The sequence below is a fragment of the Streptomyces sp. 351MFTsu5.1 genome, from assembly GCF_000383655.1.
Lineage (GTDB): Bacteria > Actinomycetota > Actinomycetes > Streptomycetales > Streptomycetaceae > Streptomyces > Streptomyces griseorubiginosus.
Map to the genome: position 1 here is coordinate 498,302 of NZ_KB911778.1, position 15,536 is coordinate 513,837.

At 73.9% G+C, this 15,536-nt stretch carries 13 protein-coding genes and 1 pseudogene; 3 read left to right on the top strand and 11 right to left on the bottom strand.

Annotated elements, in window-relative coordinates; genetic code table 11:
* Positions 1-94 precede the first annotated feature (94 nt).
* From H295_RS47890 to H295_RS0111890, 5 genes and pseudogenes are all read right to left on the bottom strand, one after another.
* Positions 95-1,261: pseudogene (locus tag H295_RS47890) on the bottom strand (lysylphosphatidylglycerol synthase transmembrane domain-containing protein); the annotation flags it as partial.
* On the bottom strand, positions 1,258-2,265 hold the full coding sequence (locus tag H295_RS0111875; RefSeq protein WP_020135583.1) for a class I SAM-dependent methyltransferase: 1,008 nt from the start codon (positions 2,263-2,265) through the stop codon (positions 1,258-1,260). The pseudogene H295_RS47890 and the gene H295_RS0111875, both read right to left, overlap by 4 nt.
* Positions 2,262-3,446 (bottom strand): glycosyltransferase family 4 protein, encoded by a 1,185-nt coding sequence (locus tag H295_RS0111880; protein ID WP_020135584.1) that lies wholly within the window; start codon positions 3,444-3,446, stop codon positions 2,262-2,264. The genes H295_RS0111875 and H295_RS0111880 overlap by 4 nt, the downstream gene beginning before the upstream one ends.
* Positions 3,443-3,841: a 6-pyruvoyl trahydropterin synthase family protein gene (locus H295_RS0111885; protein WP_020135585.1), complete on the bottom strand. Its 399-nt coding sequence runs from the start codon at positions 3,839-3,841 to the stop codon at positions 3,443-3,445. Before H295_RS0111885 ends, H295_RS0111880 begins: the two co-directional genes overlap by 4 nt.
* Positions 3,842-3,957: 116 nt before the next feature.
* Positions 3,958-4,938 carry a 3-hydroxyacyl-CoA dehydrogenase NAD-binding domain-containing protein gene (locus H295_RS0111890; protein WP_020135586.1) on the bottom strand — a complete coding sequence of 327 codons (981 nt, stop codon included), beginning with the start codon at positions 4,936-4,938 and terminating at the stop codon, positions 3,958-3,960.
* A 121-nt stretch (positions 4,939-5,059) separates the two neighbouring features.
* On the opposite strand from H295_RS0111890, the gene H295_RS0111895 reads away from it, so the two are divergent.
* Positions 5,060-5,839 carry a CDP-alcohol phosphatidyltransferase family protein gene (locus H295_RS0111895; protein WP_020135587.1) on the top strand — a complete coding sequence of 260 codons (780 nt, stop codon included), beginning with the start codon at positions 5,060-5,062 and terminating at the stop codon, positions 5,837-5,839.
* A gap of 48 nt (positions 5,840-5,887) precedes the next feature.
* Here the strand turns inward: H295_RS0111895 and H295_RS0111900 are convergent, their stop codons facing one another.
* The 5 genes from H295_RS0111900 to H295_RS0111920 form a co-directional block, all read right to left on the bottom strand.
* Entirely contained in the window at positions 5,888-6,337 is a 450-nt protein-coding gene (locus tag H295_RS0111900) for a GNAT family N-acetyltransferase (protein ID WP_028809273.1), read from the bottom strand.
* 261 nt (positions 6,338-6,598) lie between these two features.
* Positions 6,599-7,843, bottom strand: coding sequence for an MDR family MFS transporter (locus tag H295_RS0111905; protein WP_020135589.1), 1,245 nt, complete (start codon positions 7,841-7,843; stop codon positions 6,599-6,601).
* Positions 7,840-9,636, bottom strand: a complete 1,797-nt coding sequence (locus H295_RS0111910; RefSeq protein ID WP_020135590.1) for an ABC transporter permease subunit — start codon at positions 9,634-9,636, stop codon at positions 7,840-7,842. The genes H295_RS0111905 and H295_RS0111910 overlap by 4 nt, the downstream gene beginning before the upstream one ends.
* Positions 9,637-9,639: 3 nt before the next feature.
* Positions 9,640-11,121, bottom strand: coding sequence for an ABC transporter substrate-binding protein (locus tag H295_RS0111915; RefSeq protein WP_020135591.1), 1,482 nt, complete (start codon positions 11,119-11,121; stop codon positions 9,640-9,642).
* A gap of 7 nt (positions 11,122-11,128) precedes the next feature.
* The gene (locus H295_RS0111920; protein WP_020135592.1) at positions 11,129-11,668 is read right to left on the bottom strand and encodes a GNAT family N-acetyltransferase; all 540 of its coding nucleotides are present in this window, start codon (positions 11,666-11,668) and stop codon (positions 11,129-11,131) included.
* 116 nt (positions 11,669-11,784) lie between these two features.
* Between H295_RS0111920 and H295_RS0111925 the strand changes: the two genes are divergently transcribed.
* The gene (locus H295_RS0111925; protein ID WP_020135593.1) at positions 11,785-12,747 is read left to right on the top strand and encodes an ATP-binding protein; all 963 of its coding nucleotides are present in this window, start codon (positions 11,785-11,787) and stop codon (positions 12,745-12,747) included.
* A gap of 33 nt (positions 12,748-12,780) precedes the next feature.
* Complete coding sequence (locus H295_RS0111930; protein WP_020135594.1) at positions 12,781-13,173, top strand: SCO5389 family protein; 393 nt, start codon at positions 12,781-12,783, stop codon at positions 13,171-13,173.
* A gap of 54 nt (positions 13,174-13,227) precedes the next feature.
* Here H295_RS0111930 and fusA read toward each other — a convergent pair whose 3' ends face one another.
* Positions 13,228-15,264 (bottom strand): elongation factor G, encoded by a 2,037-nt coding sequence (gene fusA, locus H295_RS0111935; RefSeq protein WP_020135595.1) that lies wholly within the window; start codon positions 15,262-15,264, stop codon positions 13,228-13,230.
* Positions 15,265-15,536 lie beyond the last annotated feature (272 nt).

Genomic DNA, 15,536 nt, shown 5'->3' on the forward strand with positions numbered 1-15,536 from the left:
GTCCCTGGTACCAGCGGACGACCAGGACGGCCGCGCCCGGCAGGCTCGCCACGAAGCTGAGGACGCCGTAGACGATCGCGGTCGCGAGGCCGGCCTCGGCGCCGAGGCCCGTCGCGGCGAACGCCCAGGCGGTGACGCCCTCCCGGGGGCCGAACCCGCCGATGTTCAGGGGCAGTCCCATGGCGAGCAGGGCGAGCACGGCCAGCGGCAGCAGTACGGCGACGGAGGCACCCGAACCCGCGATGCGGGCGGCGAGCACGAACATGCCGAGGTGGCCGGCGAGGACGGCGGCCGAGGAGAGCGTGACGCCGGGCCAGTTGCGGCGGGACAGCAGTGCCTCGCGCGCCTCGGCCAGGGTCGCTCGCAGGGCCCGGCCCCGGCGCGAGGAGGGGGCCCGGTTCATGCGCAGGGCCGCGACGACGGCGAGCGCGCCCAGGCCGGCGAGGCCGAGGACCGGGGCGAGCTGGCGGGCGTCGGCCTGCACCGGGGACGGCATGGTGAGCAGGACGGCACCGCCGACGAGGGCCAACGCGATCTGGCCCGCGGCCCGTTCGAGGACGACCGCGCGCACTCCGCGGCCCATGTCCCCGGAGCTCTGTCCGTGCCGTACCGCGCGGTGCACGTCGCCGAGGACGCCGCCGGGCAGGGCCGCGTTCAGGAACAGGGCACGGTAGTAGTCGGCGACGGCGGGGCCCAGCGGCAGCCGGATGCGCAGGCCGCGGGCCACCAACTGCCAGCGCCAGGCGCTGAACACGGTGGTCAGCACGCCGATCGCGAGCGCCGCGAGAAGGGCCGGGGTGTCGATCCGGCGCAGTCCCTCCACGAAGACGCCGGTGCCCAGGCGCCACAGCAGCACGGCGAGGATGGTGACACCGGCGACCGTGCCGAAGTGGGTGCGCAGGGCGCGGGAGTCGAGGACGGACCGCAGGGCGCCGCGCCACCGCGCGGGGCGGGGCCGGCCTTCGGTCACGATCACACCGATGCGGTCCCCGGAGACGGCCGCGGCAGCGCGCAGGTCGGCGGCGGACTCCCCGGCCGCTTCGAGGATCTCGGCGCGGGCCACCAGGGCGTCGGCGCGGGCCGTGAGCACGTCGTTGCCCGTCTGGAGCACCTCGGTACGCAGGGTGAGGGCGCGGTGGGACACCGTGCCGGACTCCCGGGGCCCCGCCGCGTCACGGTCGGCGCTCCGGACCGGCAGGCTCGGCCGGTCGGCCTTCGTCGCGTGCCGCTCGCCGGCCGGTCGCACCGTCTCCACGCTCATGACGCTCCGCCCGTCGGCCGGGACAGCGCCAGCAGGTCGCTGTGGTGGACGACGACGTTCAGCACGCCCGCGCGGCACGCCTCGAGCCGGTCCTGGAGGTAGCGCTCGGCGCGTTCCTTCAGCTCGGGCCGCTCCTCGACGGCGGCGCCGACCCAGCCGCGCAGCCACTGCACGGTGAGCGCGGAGTCGGCGGGACCCAGACGCCAGGCGCTCGGGTGCAGCCGTACGGTCGCGCCCCGGTCGGAGAACGCCTCGCAGGCGACGGTGATGGCGTCCGGGCCGAGCAGTCCGCCGCGCCGCTGGTGGGCGTTGAACGCGTCGGCGATCTCCTCGTCCAGCGGGTCCGCCGGGCTGAGCTCGACGCGGCCGGCCACGGACAGCGTGAGCAGGGCCGGGCAGCCGGCGCCGGTGCAGGCCGCGGCGAGGGTGCCGATCTCCTCGCGGGTCAGGACGTCGAGGAGCGCGGAGGCCGTCACCAGGGAGGCGCCGGCGAGGGCGTCCGGGGTGAGCAGGCCGACGTCGCCGCGGCGGGTCTCGACGGTGACCCGGCTGCCGTCGGCGGCGGAGCGCGGGGAGGCGACGGCCGCGAAGTGCAGCAGGTAGGGGTCCCGGTCGTGCAGGATCCAGTGCTGGGGGCCGTCCAGGCGGGGCGCGAGCCAGCGGCCCATGGAGCCGGTGCCGCAGCCCAGGTCGTGGATGACGAGACCGGCCTTGCCCGGCAGGTTGGCGAGCCGGATCCGCAGCGGGTCGATCAGGTCCCCGGACCGGGCGGCCGCGTCGGGGCCTTCCCGCAGCTCCAGCCACTCGGGCGCGTACCGGGGGGCGTCGTCGGGACCGGCGTCCCTCAGCCGTACGGTGGGCCGCTCACCGGGACGGACACTGGGTCCGGCACCGGGGATGACCGCTTCCGTGTCGGACGGGACAGCAGGCTTCACCGACGTCACCTCTCGAGGGGCCGGCTGTGCCGGGATCTTCCCGCTCTCCTTGGTCGCCGTCTTCCTCATGCCGCCCTCCTGGGTTCGTTCGGCAGTCGGCCGAGCACTCCGGCCAGGCTGCGGGCCGTGGTCGCCCAGCCGTCCAGGGCGGCCCGCCGGCCCCGGGCAGCCGCCTTGAGCCTGCGTCGTACGTCCGCCTCGCCGAACCAGCCGCGCAGTTCGGCGGCGAGGGCGGCGGGGTCCTCCGGCGGGACGAGGATGCCGGGCACCCCTCCGTCGGGGGCGCGGCCGACCGCCTCGGCCACTCCGCCGACGTCGGTGGCCAGCACCGGGATGCCGCGCGCGAGGGCCTCGGTGACCGCCATGCCGTAGGTCTCGGCGTAGGAGGTGAGGACCATCAGGTCGGCGGCGGCGTAGCTGGCGTCGAGCTCGGCCCCGGCCTTGGGTCCCGCGAGGTGCAGGCGGTCCTGGAGGCCGTACCGCTTGATGAGCATCCGCAGGTGGGCGACGTACTCGGGGTCCTGGGTGATCCCGCCGACGCACACGCAGCTCCACGGCAGGTCCTGGGCGCCGGCGAGGGCCTCGATCAGCCGGTGCTGGCCCTTGCGGGGCGTCACCGCGGCCACGCACAGCAGCCGGGAGACACCGTCGGTGCCGGAGGCGAGAGGCGCGATGTCGGCGCCCGGGGTGGCCACATGGACCCGCTCGGGGGCGAGGCCGTGGTGCGAGACGAGGCGGCGTACGGCCCAGTCGCTGGTGGCGATCACGGCGGGCACGGCCCGCAGCACCTCGCGCTCCCTGGCGTCGAGTTCGAGAGCGAGCCCGGGTTCTAGGCCGGTCTCGTCGCCGAGCGGCAGGTGCACGAGGACGGCGATGCCGAGGCGCTCCGCCTCGGGGGCGATGATCTCCGGGACCCCGCAGGCGACCAGGCCGTCGATGAGGACGGTTGTGCCGTCGGGCAGGTCCCGCAGGGTCTGGGCCAGTTCGGCGCGGGCCGCCGCTCCCGGGCGGGGCCAGCTGCCGGCCACCGCGTGCCGCTCGACCTGCCAGCCGAAGCCGGGCAGGTCCAGGCAGACCCGCCGGTCGTAGGCGTTGCCGCCGCTCGGCGCGGTCGGGTCGTCCACGCCGCCGGGCATCACGAAGTGCACGGAACGCAGGGACATCGGGATGATCTCGGCCTTCTTCAGGGCGGCGTGCTGCACGGGCACGTAGTCCAGCGTGGCCGCCCGCCCGGTGGTCAGGTCGGTCACAGGGCACGCTCGTAACTCGCCCAGGCGACGTGCGACTCGTGCAGGGTGACGGTCAGTCCCGCGAGACCCTTGGCGCCCTCGCCGAGAGCGCCCTTCTCGATGCGCTCGGCGAGCCGGTCCGCGATGACCCTCGCCAGGAACTCCGTGGAGGTGTTGACTCCGGCGAAGTCCGGTTCGTTGTCGAGGTTTCTGTAGTTCAGCTCGCTCACGACGGCACCGAGTTCCTGGGTCGCCAGGCCGATGTCGACGACGATGTTGTCGTCGTCCAGCTGTTCGCGCCGGAACGTGGCGTCCACCAGGAACGTCGCTCCGTGCAGTCGCTGCGCGGGGCCGAAGACCTCGCCGCGGAAGCTGTGGGCGATCATGATGTGATCGCGGACGGTGATGCTGAACAACGGACGACCCTCCAGGTGCGGCGCGTCTGGTCCCCCGGCTGATCCCTGCCGGGGGATGCCGTGTAGTACGGCTCTCCGTGTCCCCTTGTTCAGCCGGATCTCACTCTTTTCTCAGGTCAGGCGGTCTTGTCGTACCTCACGAGGTGACAGAGGGCCGGAATCTCCCCACTGGCCAGCAGAGGCATCACCTCCGGGAGTTCTTCGAACGCGCTTTCCCCGGTGATGAGGGCGTCCAGCCTCGGATCGGCGAGCAGTTCCAGCGCGAGGGCCAGCCGGCCGTCGTAACCGCGGTGGGCGCGGGCCGGGGAGACGGTGCCGACCTGGCTGCTGCGCACGGTCAGCCGCCGGGAGTGGAAGGCCTCGCCGAGGGGCAGGCCGACGCGGCGGTCGCCGTACCAGCTCAGCTCGACGACCGTGCCCTCGGCCCTGAGGAGTTCCAGGGCGCGGGCGAGGCCCTGTTCGGTGGCGCTGGCGTGGACGACGAGGTCGCAGTCGCCGAGGGCGTCCGCGGGGGACGCGAAGCCGACGCCGAGGGCCTCGGCGGTCTCGGCGCGGGCCGGGTCGGAGTCCACCAGCTGGACGCGGACGCCGGGGAAGCGGGCGAGAAGGGCGGCGACCGAGCTGCCGACCATGCCGCCGCCGACCACCGCGATCCGGTCGCCGATCAGGGGGGCCGCGTCCCACAGGGCGTTCACGGCGGTCTCGACCGTGCCGGCGAGGACGGCCCGGGCAGGCGGCACGTCGTCCGGTACGACCGTCACGGCGCTCGCGGGCACTACGTACCGCGTCTGATGCGGGTGCAGACAGAAGACGGTCCTGCCCTTCAGCGCGGACGGCCCCTCCTCCACCACACCGACGCTGAGGTAGCCGTACTTCACCGGTCCCGGGAAGTCGCCCTCCTGGAAGGGTGCCCGCATGGCCGCGTGCTGGCTCTCGGGCACCTGGCCGCGGAACACGAGTGTCTCCGTGCCCCTGCTGACTCCCGAGTAGAGCGAGCGGACCAGCACCTCGTCCTCGCCGGGGGCGGGGAGGGCGACCTCCCGCAGCTCGCCCTCCCCCGGCGAGCGGAGCCAGAACGCGCGTGCGGCGGCCTTCATCGAAACCCTCCTGAACGATCGGGAACCCGTGCACGTACCTCGTCACGTAACCGAGGTGTGCACAGGCCGCGCACAGTACGCGGCCTTGATCGACTCTGTCATCTGGCCGGAGGAATCAGCGGTGGCCCTGAACAACACTTACGAAGCAAGGCTGGTCCAGCAGGAGACCGCTGTGGGAGCGGGCGTTCAGATCCTGTTGCTGGCTCTGCTCGGCACGGCGATCGGCATGGGGCCGGCGGGCTGGCTGACCGGCCTCGCCTTCGCCGTCGCCACCTGGGCCGTGCTCTCCAGGGCGCTGCACCGCACCCGGCCGCGATCGTTCGGTCCGGCCAACCGGGTCACGCTCGGCCGGGCCACCCTGGTCGGCGGCGTGACGGCCCTGGTCGCGGACTCCTTCCAGGACTCCCCGCCGGTCACGCTCTTCGTCGGTCTGACGGCGGTGGCGCTGATCCTCGACGGCGTCGACGGCAAGGTGGCCCGGGCGACGGGCACCTCGACCCCGCTGGGCGCGCGGTTCGACATGGAGGTCGACGCGTTCCTGATCCTGGTGCTCAGCGTGTACGTGTCGATGTCGCAGGGTCCGTGGGTGCTGCTCATCGGCGGCATGCGCTACGGCTTCGTGGCGGCGGCCCGCGTCTGGAACTGGCTGAACGCCCCGCTGCCGCCGAGCATGGCCCGCAAGACGGTGGCCGCGCTCCAGGGGATCCTGCTGCTGGTGGCCGCGTCCGGGTACCTGCCGTTCGCGGCGACCTTCGGGGTGGTGGCGCTGGCCCTCGGGACCCTGCTCTGGTCGTTCGGCCGGGACGTCCTGTGGCTGTGGCGCACGCACCGGGCGGACCAGGCGGCGGTGGAGGAGCTGCTGGAGCTGGTGCCGGCGCGGCGGCAGGTCGTGGCTTCCTGAAGCGGGGCCTTGATCTGAACGGGGCTTCGAGAGGGGCTTGAAGGGGGCTCAGCCCTTCAGGGGAACCCGGTACACCGTCGACTCCCGCTGTCGGAACCCCTGGCGTTCGTACAGCCGGTTGGCCGCCGCCCGGTCGGGGCGCGAGGTGAGGTCGACGGTCCGGGCCCCGGCCTCCCGGGCGAGCCGGATGGCCTCCCTGATCAGCAGTCCGGCGACACCCTGCCCGCGGGCCGCGTGATCGACGATCACGTCCTCGATACGGGCCCGCAGGCCCGCGGGTGCCGGGAACATGACGAGGGTGAGGGTGCCGACGACCGGCCCGCCCGACGCCCTCGCGATCAGCATGGTGTTGGCGTCGCAGGCCAGGATCCGGTCGAGCGCGGCGAGGTCGAGTGCCTCGGCGGTCGAGGACAGCTGGGGCAGCATCCGCCCGAAGGCGTCGACGAGTTCCTGCCCCGCCTCCTGGACGATCTCCACCTGGATGTCCTGAGTCTCCATGGGGGGACTTTATCGCCGGGGGGCCTGTGGGGGTGCCGGGTGAGGTTGAGCCGGGCGCCCAGGGGGTGGGCGACCGGTGGGGACTCGCGAGGGCCTGCGCTTGGGCTGGGCACGGTTTCCGTTGCAGCGCGCGTCGGCTGCACCTCCCCAGGGGCGCGGGGAACTGCGCGACCAGCCCCGACGCACCCGCACCCGCCCGCGACTTCACCCGGCACCCCCGTAGGCGACACTCATCCTCGGCAGGCCCCGTGAGACAGCGCCTCACGAACCCGGCGCCCCGGACAGGCGATCGGTGTCCTCCTCGCGCGGCAGGAGGCCGATCGCCGCGACCGGTACCGCGGCCAGCACCAGCCACGGCACCGCGGGCGGCAGGCCGGCGACCAGAAGGGACCCGGTGAGGGAGCTGCCGGCCAGGACGATCAGGCCGGAGACCGAGGACAGCGCGCCGGTGTAGAGGCCGAGCCGTCCTTCCGGCGCGAGGTCGGGGACCCAGGCGCGGGCCGCCGGTGCGACGAGCATCTGCCCGAGGGTGAGCAGGACGACGAACCCCGCCGACGGCACCAGTCCCCGGACGCCGGTCCAGTCGGCGGGCCGGGCCGCCGCGACGACCGCGAACCCGGCGCCGATCAGCAGCAGTCCCGCCGCCATGGACCGGCGCAGCGCCAGCCGGGTGCCGGCCCAGCGGGTGACGGGCAGCTGGGCGGTCACCACCAGCAGCGAGGACAGCGCGAACAGCCAGGCCAGCGCCGACTGCGAACCGGTCGCGCGTTCCACCTCCTCCGGCAGGGCGAGGTAGAGCTGGTTGTAGCCGAGCAGGTAGGCGCCGTACGCGCAGCACAGCGCGAGGAAACGGCGGTTGCGGGCCAACACCCCGAGACCGCCCTTGAGTTGTACCTGCCGCCGTCCCGGAACACGCTGCGGCAGCAGCCACGCGTGCCCGGCGAGGACGAGCACGAAGACCCCGGCGCCCGCGAGGCACACCGTGCGGAAGTCCACCGACAGCAGCAGCGCGCCGAGCAACGGCCCCACGAACGCGCCCGCCTGCCCCGCGACGGTGAACAACGCGAGGACGCGGGTACGGTGGCCGCCCGCCTCCTCGTGCAGGACGGCCTGCCGTGCCACCTCCGACTCCACGGCCGGCGAGAACAGCGCGGCCGCGAACCCGATGAGCAGCACCGCCCCGATGACCGACCCCGTCCGCTCGGCGTACCCGAGCCACCAGAACCCGCCGATCCGCAGCGCGCATCCGGCGAGGACGACGGGCCGGATCCCGTAGCGGTCGGCGAGCGCCCCGCCCACCACGAACAGCCCCTGCTGGCTGAAGGTCCTGAGCCCGAGCACGAACCCGACCAGCCAGCCCGCCATCCCGACGGCCTGTCCCAGGTGGTCGGCCAGGAAGGGCAGCACGGCGAAAAAGCCGATGTTGAAGGCGAGTTGGGTGAGGATCAGCAACCGCAGCAGCGGCGAGAGCCCGACCCGGGGTGTCTCGACCGAGGTGGACGTCATCCGGTCTCCACCAACTCCCGTGCAGGTACGAGCCGTTCGGAGTCCGAGGGAGCGGTACGAGCTCGCGGCACGCGTCGCCGAGGCCACCGCACCCCGCCCGCCGCACTCACCGCGAGCGCTCCCAGCAGGGCCAGCGCGGCGGCCGGGGCGAGGACGGCCCAGGGGGCGCGTTCGGCGTAGGGCTGGTTCTCGGCGAGGATCAACCCCCATTCCGGGGACGGCGGTTGGGTGCCGAGACCGAGGAAGCCGAGGGAGGCGAGGGCGAGGGCGACACCGGGCAGCCGCAGCAGGGCGTGCCGGGTGACGGGCGGCAGGACCGCGGGCAGCAGTTCGTGGCGCAGGAGATACCAGCGGCTCGCGCCCAGGCCGCGGGTGGCGGCGAGATGCGGGGTGGCGCGCTCCTGCCGGAGCAGGGACGAGGTGTGCGCGGCCAGCGCCGCCCAGGAGACGGTGGCCACGGCGACGGCGGGCGTGGTGGCCCCGCTTCCGGCGACGGCGGTGACGAGCAGCGCGGCGAGCACCGGCGGTACGGCGTTGACGGTGTCGACGAGCGGTCCGGACAGCCGGGGCAGCAGCCCGAGCAGCACACCGACGACCAGTGCGGCGACGCTGACGGCCACGGCGACGAGCAGGGTGTCGAGGGCACCGTGTCCGACCCGGGCGAGCAGGTCACGGCCGAGCGCGTCGGTGCCGAACGGGTGGGCCCAGGAGGGGGGTTGGAGCCGGGCGCCGGTGTCGAGGGCGAGCGGGTCGCGGAGCAGGCCGAGCGTGACGACGGCCGTGAGGAGACCGCCGTACACGAACGGCAGGGTGCTGCGGGCGGACGGGCGCGGCCGGTGCAGCGAGTCGAGGGCGCCGTCGCGCAGCGCCGGGCCGGTGACGAGACGGACGGCGAGGGCGGCGAGGCCGGTGGCGGCGGCCGCGAGGAGGAGCAGGGCGAGGGTGCCGGCCTGGAGGACGGGCAGGTCCTGGGCGAGGGCGGCCTGGAGGGTGGTGCGGCCGAGGCCGGGGATGTCGTAGATCTGCTCGACGGCGACGGATCCGGCGGTGAGGCCGACGACGAACAGGCCGAGGTTGGGCAGCAGGGCGGGGACGCAGCGCCGGACCGCCTGGGCGGCGACGGTACGGCCGCGCAGCCCGCGCGCCTCGGCGGCCAGCGCCCAGGGTTCGGCGAAGGCGCCGGGCAGCAGGTCGTCGAGGAGGCGGCCGAGCACGGCCCCGGCGGGCAGGCCCAGGGCGAGGGCGGGCAGGACCGTCCACCGCGGGCCGTACCAGCCGAGGGCGGGCAGCCAGCCGAGCTGTACGCCGACGACGGTGGCGAGCACGGAGGCGGTGAGGAACTCGGGCAGTGCGGCGAGCATCGCCGAGGCGCCGCCGCCGGCCCGCCGCCCGTCCAGACGCCGCTGTGCGCCGAGGCCGAGGGTGCGGGCGCACACCAGGGCGGCGGTGCCGGCGGCCACCACGAGTGCCGCCGTCACCAGCAGCAGGGACACCCCGAGCGCCTGGACGACGGCCGGGGTGACCTCCGTGCCGTTCAGCCACGACCGTCCCGCGTCCCCGCGGGGCAGTCCGCCGAGCCACTGGCCGAGCAGGTGCAAGGGGCCCTGGTCCAGGCCGAGTTGGGCTCTGATGTCGGCCAGCGTGCGAGGGTCGGGGTCCCGGTCCGCCGAGCGGGCCTTGAGCACGGTGAGCGCCGGGTCGGTGCGGGACAGCCACGGCAGCAGGCCGATCCCGCACACGAGGGCCGCCGCGAGCAGGGCCCGCCACAGGAGGGTGGCGACGCGGTGCCGCATGGATCAGCGTCGCGTTCCGGTGCCGACCAGGGTGCGCTCGTACGGGTCGAGGCGCACCCCCCGCACGTCGGTGCCGACGCCGACGATGATGCTCTGGTGGGCCAGCGGGACCACGGCGTCGGTGCCGAGGATCGCCGCCTCGGCGCGCAGGGCCGCCTCCTGGCGTTCACCGGTGTCGGACACGAGGTCGGCGGCGGCGACCGCCTTGTCGACCTTCTTGTCGCACAGCTGGGCGAGGTTGTAGCCGCCGTCGCAGGTGTAGTCGCTCGCGAGGACGCCGACCGGGTCGCCGGTGTCGACGAGGCTGTTGCGGGCTCCGACGAACGCGTCGAACTTCCCGCCGAGCGCGTCGCTTTCGAGCCGTGAGTACTCGCGCACCTGAAGGCTGACCTTGAACCCGGCCTTCTGGAGCTGCTGTTGGAGGACCTGGGCGACCTCGGGGAGTTCGGGGCGGTTGTCGTAGGTGGCGAGGGTGATCGCGGTGCCGTTAGGACGCGCGGCGGCGGCCCGTCCGGTGGGCTGGACGCGCTTGCCCTCGGCCCAGGTCACGGCCGGTCCGTAGATGCCGGCGCCGGGATCGGCGTACCCCTCGAAGACGCCCTTGACGAGTGCGGAGCCTTCGACGGCCTCGCGGGCGGCGGCGCGCAGCTCGGGGTCCTTGAACGGGCCGGATTCCGTGTTGAGTTGGAGGCTGGTGGTGCGGGTGGTCGCGGTCTCCCTGAGGGTGGCCCTGTCGAGGGCGGCGGCCTGGGCGACGGGGATCGCCTCGGCGATGTCGACCTGGCCGGTGCGCAGGGCGTTGGCGCGGGCGGTGCCGTCGGCGACGAAGCGGGCGTCGACGCCGGAGGCCTGGGCGCGGCCGCCCCAGTAGTCGTCGAAGCGGTCGAGGGCGGCGGAGCTGGAGCCGGTGACCCTGGTCAGCTCGAAGGGTCCGGTGGCGGTGCCGACCGGGTCGACGTCCGCGCCGGTGTAGGCCTTGGGGGCGAGCACTGCGAGGTTGGGGCTGGACAGTCGCAGCGGCAGCACCGGGTCGGCCGTCCTCGTGGTGACGCGTACGGCGTCCCCCGCCGCCTCTGCTTTCAGCGTCACGCCCGCGAGCGCGGCCGGGGCGGGCCTGGCCCCGGTGGCGTGGGTGAGGGCGGCGGCGACCGCGGCCGGGGTGACCTCGGAGCCGTCCTGGAAGGTGGCCTCGCGCAGGGTGAACAGCCAACTGCGGTCGTTCTCGCGGCGCCAGGACTCGGCGAGCGCGGGGGCGGCGGCGCCGTTGGCGTCGAGGGCGGTCAGGCCCTCGGTGACGCCGAGGCGGCTGAGGAGGGTGGCGTCGGCGCCGTACGGCGAGAGGTTCTCGGTGGGCGGGAAGGCGAGGGCGACGCGCAGGCGTGAGCCGTCGTCTCCCTGGCCGGAGGAGTCGCCGCCCGCGGAGGCGAAGCAGGCGGTGAGGACGGGGGCGAGCAGCAGGGAGCCCAGCAGGTGTCGGCGTCGCATGGTGGTTCTATCGCCCCATCGGTATCTCGAAGTGGACGACGTTGCTGACGCCGCCCGTGGTCTCGCGTTCGTCGTGGACGACCTTGCCGAGGGAGCGCCAGAAGGGTTCGGCGCCGGGGACGGCCGGGTCGGTGTGCAGGTAGACGGAGCGGTAGCCGCCGTCGGCGGCCGCGAAGGCGAGCAGCTCGGCGACCATGCGCCGGGCGAGGCCGCGCCTGCGGTGCTCGGGGCGGACGTAGATCCGGCGCAGCTGCGCGGTCTCGCCCGAGGGGTAGCGCTCGGCGAGTCGGCGCGGGTTCGGCGGGTGGGCGGGGCCGCGGGAGTCGAGGGCGGCGGTGGCCACGACGGTCCGGCGGTCGTTCGGGTCGAGGGCGACGAGGAGGGTGTGGCGGGCGGGGGCCAGGTAGGCGGCGGCCGGGTCGACGATGTCGCCGTGCCAGCGGGGCACGTATCCGGTTCCGAAGTCGCGGTAGACGGTGTCGAGCATCACGGCTCGCGCACCGTCGAGGTCGTCCGGGCCCGCGGCCCTGATGCTGTAGTTACGCACTTGCACATCATATGCATTAAGCCTTCCAGCTTGATCGCGGGGCGATTTGACAGTGATCGAACGGACGCCATAGAACCTAGCAACATGACATCCATTTTCAAAAAGATGGAGCGGTAGTGCGCATCGCGTTCGTCGGCAAGGGCGGCAGCGGCAAGACCACCCTGTCGGCGCTCTTCTGCCGTCACCTGGCCCGGTCCGGCGCACCGGTGCTGGCCGTGGACGGCGACATCAACCAGCACCTCGCCGAGGCGCTCGGCCACGACGGCGACCCGGCCTCCCTGGGCGCCCCTCCCCTGGGCGCACACGTGGCCGGCATCAAGGACCTCCTGCGCGGCACCAATCCGCGCATCACCTCGCGCGAGGCGATGGTCAAGACGACTCCGCCGGGCCGCGGTTCACGTCTGCTGCGCCTGCTGGGCGACGACGAGTTGCACGCCCGGCACGTCCGGCGGGTGGGTGACGTCCCGCTGATGGTGACGGGCGAGTTCGACGAGAGCGACCTGGGGGTGGCCTGCTACCACTCCAAGCTGGCCGGGGTGGAGCTCTACCTCAACCACCTGGTCGACGGCCCCGGCGAGTACGTCGTCGTCGACATGACGGCGGGCGCGGACGCGTTCGCCTCCGGCCTCTTCACCCGCTTCGACGTGACCTTCCTCGTCGCCGAACCCACCCGCAAGGGCGTCTCGGTCCACCGCCAGTACCGGGACCACGCACGGGAGTTCGGTATCCGGATCGCCGTGGTCGGCAACAAGGTGACCGGCGAGGACGACCTGCTCTTCCTCAAGGAGCACGTCGGTGACGACCTGGTGACCCACCTGGTCCAGTCGCCCTGGGTGCGGGCGGCCGAACAGGGCCGCGCGGAGGGCGGCCTGGAGTCACTGGAACCCCACAACCGGCATGCCCTGTCGGTCCTGCGCGACACGGTCGACGCCCACCCCCGCGACTGGGCCGCCCTCCACGGGCACGCGGTCGAGTTCCACCTCCGCAACGCCCGCGCCTGGGCGAACGCGGCGACCGGCCTCGACCTGGCCTCACAGGTGGACCCGGACTTCGTACCGGGCCCCGCCTCCCTCATCTGACCCCGTCCCCCGACAGAACAGGAACCGCAGCGCATGTCTCTCGACGTCTCCCCGAAGCTCCTCGCCGAAGCCGAACAGGGCACCGTCCGCGAGGAGGACTTCGTGGACACCGTCCGCACCTCCCTCCCCTACGCCTACGACCTGATCGCCGGCCTCGCCGGCCGACTCAAGGGCGGCATCGCCGAGTTCACCGACAACCAGACCCCTCCCCCGTCCGAGCAGGAGCGCGGCCAGCTCCTGCGCGCCCTCGCAAGCGACGCCATCCGCGGCAGCCTGGAGCGCCATTTCGGCGTGGTCCTGGCCTTCCAGAACTGCCACCGGGTGGCGGCGTTCCGCCCGGAGTCGGCCACGGGTGAGACGTACGCCCGCTTCACGTCGGTGCGCTCGCAGGTGCTGAACCAGTCGCCGGAGTTCAGGGACTGCTGAACCGGCCCCGACGTGAGGAGTGGCCCTCCCCGGTACGGGAGGGCCATTCCTTCGCTACCGCCGGACCGCCGTCTCGGCCGGCGCCGGGGCATACCCCGTCGGCCTGGCCGTGAACGTGCCGCGGCCCTGCGACCGGCTGCGCAACCTCGTCGCGTAGCCGAAGAGTTCGGCCAGCGGCACGGTGGCCGTGACGACAGCCGAACCACCGCGCGTGACCGAGCCCGAGACCCGGCCGCGGCGCGCGGCGAGGTCGCCGAGGACCGCTCCGACGGCGTCCTCGGGCACAGTGACCGTGACCTCGACGACCGGTTCGAGCAGGACCATCGCGCAGGCCCGCAGGGCCTCCCGGAGACCGAGCCGGCCCGCCGTGCGGAAGGCCGTGTCCGAGGAGTCCTTCACATGGGTCGCCCCGTCGGTGAGGGTGACGCGCAGCCCGGTCACCGGGTGCCCGCCGAGGGGGCCCTCGGCCAGGGCGTCCCGGCAGCCGGCCTCGACCGCGCGGACGTACTCCTGCGGAACGCGCCCGCCGACGACGGCCGAGCGGAACTCGAAGCCCTCCTCGGCCGGTTCGACGTCGAGCACCACGTGTGCGAACTGCCCGGCCCCGCCGTCCTGTTTGACGTGCCGGAAGACCAGCCCGGACACCCCGCGTCCGACCGTCTCGCGGTGACTCACCCTCGGGCGGCCGACGTTGAGACCGAGCCCGTGCTCACGCCGTACCTTCTCCACCGCCACCTCCAGATGCAGTTCCCCCATGCCGGACAGCAGCGTCTGGCCGGTCTCGGCGTCGGTGCGGACGACGAGCGAGGGGTCCTCCTCGGCCAGCCGGGCGAGCGCCGAGGCCAACCGGTCGGTGTCGACGGACCGTTGGGGTTCGACCGCCACGGACACCACCGGTTCGGCCGCGCTCGGCGGTTCCAGTACCAGCGGGGCGTCCGGCGCGCACAGCGTCGAGCCCGCGCGGGCCGACTTCAGCCCGACCAGAGCGACGATGTCGCCGGCGACCGCCCGTTCCAGCGGGGCGTGCCGGTCGGCCCGGACCCGCAGGATCCGTCCGACGCGTTCTGTGCGCCGCGCGCCCGCGTCCCACACGGTGGCTCCCTTCTCGATCGTTCCCGAGTACACGCGGACGTACGTCAGCCGTCCCGTCGGCCCTGCGTTCACCTTGAACGCCAGGGCCGCGAGGGGCGCCGCCGGGTCGCAGGGCCGTTCCTCGCCCTGCTCACCGCGTACGGCGGGCACGTCCAGCGGCGACGGCAGGTACGCCACCACCGCGTCCAGCAGCGGCTCGATCCCGCGGTCGCGGTAGGCCGAACCGCACAGGACGACCACGCCGTCGCCGCTGCGGGTGAGGTCCCGCAGTGCGGCGGTGAGGGTGTCCGCGGAGAGGGTCTCGCGGTCGCAGAACTCCTCCAGCGCGGCCGGGTGCCGTTCGGCGACGGCCTCCTCCAGGACCCGGCGTCGGCCGAGCGCCTCCTCGTGCAGCCCGCCCGGTACCGGCCCTTCCTCGACCGGGCCGCCGTCGGTCCAGGTCAGCGCCCGCATCCCGACGAGATCGACGACCCCGGTGAAGCCGTCCTCGCGGCCGATGGGCAACTGCACGACCAGCGGGGCCGGGTGCAGCCGCCGCCGGATCGACTCCACGGCCGTGTCGAGGTCGGCGCCCGCCCGGTCCAGCTTGTTGACGAACGCGATCCTCGGCACGCCGTGCCGGTCGGCCTGCCGCCACACCGACTCGCTCTGCGGCTCCACGCCCGCGACCGCGTCGAACACCGCGATCGCCCCGTCGAGCACCCTGAGCGAGCGCTCCACCTCGTCGGCGAAGTCGACATGGCCCGGAGTGTCGATCAGGTTGAGGCGGTGCCCGTCCCACGCGCAGCTGACGGCGGCCGCGAAGATGGTGATCCCGCGGTCCCGTTCCTGCGGGTCGAAGTCGGTGACGGTCGTGCCGTCATGGACCTCGCCGCGCTTGTGGGTGGTCCCGGTGGCGAACAGGATCCGCTCGGTGACGGTGGTCTTGCCGGCGTCGACGTGGGCGAGGACGCCGAGATTGCGGACGACGGAGAGCGGGTTGAGGTGGTTGGTGCGCACGGCCCGTGGCCTTTCGGTGCTGTGGTGACAGGGCGGCGCGATGACCCGTACGACATGACGGCACGTCAGAAAGACGTGCCACGGCGGTGAGAGAGCCGTTCAGACAGGCGTGACGGGCGTCCGGTGCCGGCCGCGCAGCGGGCACCGGAGGGGCGGGGACACGAGGATCACGTCGTACGACGTTCGGGGAACGGCGAGAGCTGTGCGCACGCACATGGCCGTACTCCCCTCACTCGTCGTCCCTGGTGATCGTTCCTGGTGATGGCGAGTGT

Excerpts from the sequence above, each read along its gene's own strand:
- H295_RS0111875 (WP_020135583.1), bottom strand. The coding sequence starts at position 2,265 with ATGAGGAAGACGGCGACCAAGGAGAGCGGGAAGATCCCGGCACAGCCG.
- H295_RS0111890 (WP_020135586.1), bottom strand. The coding sequence starts at position 4,938 with ATGAAGGCCGCCGCACGCGCGTTCTGGCTCCGCTCGCCGGGGGAGGGC.
- H295_RS0111900 (WP_028809273.1), bottom strand. The coding sequence starts at position 6,337 with ATGGAGACTCAGGACATCCAGGTGGAGATCGTCCAGGAGGCGGGGCAG.
- H295_RS0111905 (WP_020135589.1), bottom strand. The coding sequence starts at position 7,843 with ATGACGTCCACCTCGGTCGAGACACCCCGGGTCGGGCTCTCGCCGCTG.
- H295_RS0111910 (WP_020135590.1), bottom strand. The coding sequence starts at position 9,636 with ATGCGGCACCGCGTCGCCACCCTCCTGTGGCGGGCCCTGCTCGCGGCG.
- H295_RS0111915 (WP_020135591.1), bottom strand. The coding sequence starts at position 11,121 with ATGCGACGCCGACACCTGCTGGGCTCCCTGCTGCTCGCCCCCGTCCTC.
- H295_RS0111930 (WP_020135594.1), top strand. The coding sequence starts at position 12,781 with ATGTCTCTCGACGTCTCCCCGAAGCTCCTCGCCGAAGCCGAACAGGGC.